4 protein-coding genes are annotated in these 2,684 nt (G+C 56.5%); 2 read left to right on the top strand and 2 right to left on the bottom strand.

Translation table 11 applies throughout. The features are described from left to right. Positions 1-23 precede the first annotated feature (23 nt). Together WBB95_RS28210 and WBB95_RS28205 are read right to left on the bottom strand one after the other, a co-directional pair. Positions 24-1,040 carry an ABC transporter substrate-binding protein gene (locus WBB95_RS28210; RefSeq protein ID WP_424490564.1) on the bottom strand — a complete coding sequence of 339 codons (1,017 nt, stop codon included), beginning with the start codon at positions 1,038-1,040 and terminating at the stop codon, positions 24-26. 132 nt (positions 1,041-1,172) lie between these two features. Then, complete coding sequence (locus tag WBB95_RS28205; protein WP_424490565.1) at positions 1,173-1,622, bottom strand: hypothetical protein; 450 nt, start codon at positions 1,620-1,622, stop codon at positions 1,173-1,175. Positions 1,623-2,035: 413 nt separating this feature from the next. On the opposite strand from WBB95_RS28205, the gene WBB95_RS28200 reads away from it, so the two are divergent. Next, entirely contained in the window at positions 2,036-2,311 is a 276-nt protein-coding gene (locus tag WBB95_RS28200) for a hypothetical protein (RefSeq protein ID WP_424490563.1), read from the top strand. A gap of 110 nt (positions 2,312-2,421) precedes the next feature. After that, positions 2,422-2,652 (top strand): hypothetical protein, encoded by a 231-nt coding sequence (locus WBB95_RS28195; RefSeq protein ID WP_424490562.1) that lies wholly within the window; start codon positions 2,422-2,424, stop codon positions 2,650-2,652. Positions 2,653-2,684 lie beyond the last annotated feature (32 nt).

Genomic DNA, 2,684 nt, shown 5'->3' with positions numbered 1-2,684 from the left:
CCATTCAACAGGACGACCGACGTTTATTTCAGGCTCGCCTCAACCTTCTGAGCCACATCCTCCGTCAACCACGCCTTCCAGACTTCAGGATGTTCCTTGAGAAACACCTGGGCCACCTCCCGTGGCGCCGTGTGATTCTCGCTCATCGCCGCCAAGGCTTTATTCAATGGCTCGATAGGAAACTGCACCTTGGTGAAAAAATCCGCAATCTGCGGGTGTGCCTGCTGGAACGGCGTCGACACACCGATACTCAACTTGGACGCCAGCGAGCGTGTGGGTCTTGGGTTGGGGTTGTCCGCGTCGGTCAGCGTCTTCCAGGCATCGGCGTCAAACGGCGGCTCTTCCAACTGGATCAGCTTGTAACGCCCCATCAACGGCGTCGGTGACCAGTAGTAGAAAAGCACCGGCTTGCCACGACGGATCGACGAGGCAATCTCGGCGTCCAGCGCCGCACCCGAGCCGCTGCGGAAATTCACATAACTGTCGTTGAGGCCGTAAGCCTTGAGTTTTTGTGCGTTGACCACTTCCGACGTCCAGCCGATCGGGCTGTTGAGAAAGCGCCCTTTGCCGGGTGACTCAGGGTCCTTGAACACATCCTTGTAGCGCGCCAGGTCCTGCACCGTCTTGAGGTCCGGCGCCAGCGGCTTGAGGCCTTTGGACGGGTCGCCCTTGACCACGTATTCCGGCACCCACCAGCCTTCGGTAGCGCCTTTCACCGTGTCGCCCAGGCCCACCACTTTCCCTTCAGCCTCGGCTTTGATCCACACCGGGCTGCGGCCGGCCCATTCTTCGCCAATCACCTGGATATCATTTTTCGCCAGCGCGGTTTCCAGGGTAATGGTGGTACCGGGCAAGGTGTCGGTGGGCAGGTCATAACCCTTCTCGACGATAAAGCGCAGCACTTCGGTGATCAGGCTGCCGCTCTCCCAGTTCAGGTCGGCGAAGTGTATCGGCGCCTGTGCCGCGCAGACCGGCAACGAAGCCACTGACAGACTCAGGGTCGTCAGGGACGCTGCCAACAGGGTTCTCAATCCTTTCATGCCTTTGCACCTCGCATTTTCGCAGCCAATAGCGGACGGCTTTGCTGCTGATGCGCGAAGCCTCTGAATAGTTAAGTCAACTCAACTGTAGTAGAGGTTCCGGAGAGCAAGCATGCACAGGTTGTTTATGGGTTACTCGCTGGCCTTGAATGTCACCAGTTCACCCTTGCGCCACTTGGCAGCCTTGCCGGTGACGGCCTTGAGGGTCTTGGTCAAGCCTTCCTGCAATTGCTCATTGGCGGCAAACACCAGCATGACGCTGTGGCCTTCCTTGAACACGATGCCCTGCCCTTCGGCAGTGGAAACAAAGGCGTAATCGCCCAGGCCATAGACCGTCAACTTGATATCGCGAAACTTCAATTCGAACTTGCCGCCTTCACGACTCGGCAATACGGCCGCGCGAAAATGGTCGCCAACCTTCAGCTCCAGGCGTGGTTTGTCATCCACGACCAGCGCCGATTCGGTGTCGATCTCGGCGATGTAGATGCCTTCCGGCGTCTGCTCAGTGACGTAAACAAAACGGGATTGAAACTGCTTGACCAACTTTGCGCGCAAATCACCCAGCACGAACAACGCGTGCATATCCAGATTACTGACTGCCAAGGAAACGCCCCCACATCAAAAAGAGCGCTGACCGCCGGAGCGGGCAGCACAAAAAAACGGCCCGTAGGCACGATCACACGACACATTCTTTAAAAAACTGAAGGAGAACCCCTTGCTGCACCGTAAGACTAGTACAGCCGTGCGCGATGCACCTTGTTCAAGGTCATCAAGCATCACAGGAAATCACAGGTTCAACAGCCCGAGAATACGAGCCGACCCACTTCAGAGAATAACCCAATTAAAAACGCAGTTTCCGACAACCATCCCATCACACACTGCCTGGCATGGAACCAAGCAGCGACTGCCAACGACAATACTAAAACAGCAACGCGGGTCAAAACCACCCAAAAGGCTGCGGGTGACTCAACACGATCGATCGACAGGAGCTGACCATGCAACCACGTCAATACCCCGCCACGTCTTCCCGCACGCGTTCATTCTATCCAGACGAGCGCCAATACTACTGCCTCGATAGCGCCAACGGGTACACCCATTCTATTCTTTATCAAGTTGTACCTGCCGGGCGCAATTTCTTTCATATCCTGGAAGTCACCAGCGGCAGAATCAAAGGCTTTCGCAGCAACCACAGCAAGGCCTGCGAGTTGGCCAAGGAACTGGAGGCCAGCTTGCACGCCCTTCATACCGAGGTCGTTTCATCACCCCAATGACTTTACCGCGCCGCGCCCCTCCAACAACTGCCATACTGGCCCGTCCATTGAAATTCGCCCCCTGCGGGTCGGTTTTCATCAGTGCAGTTACCTTGAAGGGAAGGCTATACGTGACGGAATTTGATATTGGCGAATTTTTTATCCATGGCGAGGCCAGGGAAGTGGATGGGGAGTTCCAAGCAGTCATCGTCATGCGGGCCAAGCCGCCGCTGACGACGATCACAACGCATCAGGTCGAGAAAGATCGCTGGTTCAAAACTGTCGACGCCGCCGCCATCGCCGCAAAAGATGCCGCCAAGGCCCTGAAAACCGCCGTGGATTCAGGCGCGCTCAATTCCTGATAATCCGATAGAACTCTGCCGCGCCTCAACCC

Origin of the sequence: Pseudomonas sp., assembly GCF_049645325.1 — a bacterium.
Taxonomy (GTDB): Bacteria; Pseudomonadota; Gammaproteobacteria; order Pseudomonadales; family Pseudomonadaceae; genus Aquipseudomonas.
The sequence above is the reverse complement of the archived record's forward strand: the minus strand, read 5'-3'. Positions and strand labels throughout refer to the sequence as shown.

Excerpts from the sequence above, each read along its gene's own strand:
- WBB95_RS28200 (WP_424490563.1), top strand. The coding sequence starts at position 2,036 with ATGCAACCACGTCAATACCCCGCCACGTCTTCCCGCACGCGTTCATTC.
- WBB95_RS28210 (WP_424490564.1), bottom strand. The coding sequence starts at position 1,040 with ATGAAAGGATTGAGAACCCTGTTGGCAGCGTCCCTGACGACCCTGAGT.
- WBB95_RS28205 (WP_424490565.1), bottom strand. The coding sequence starts at position 1,622 with ATGCACGCGTTGTTCGTGCTGGGTGATTTGCGCGCAAAGTTGGTCAAG.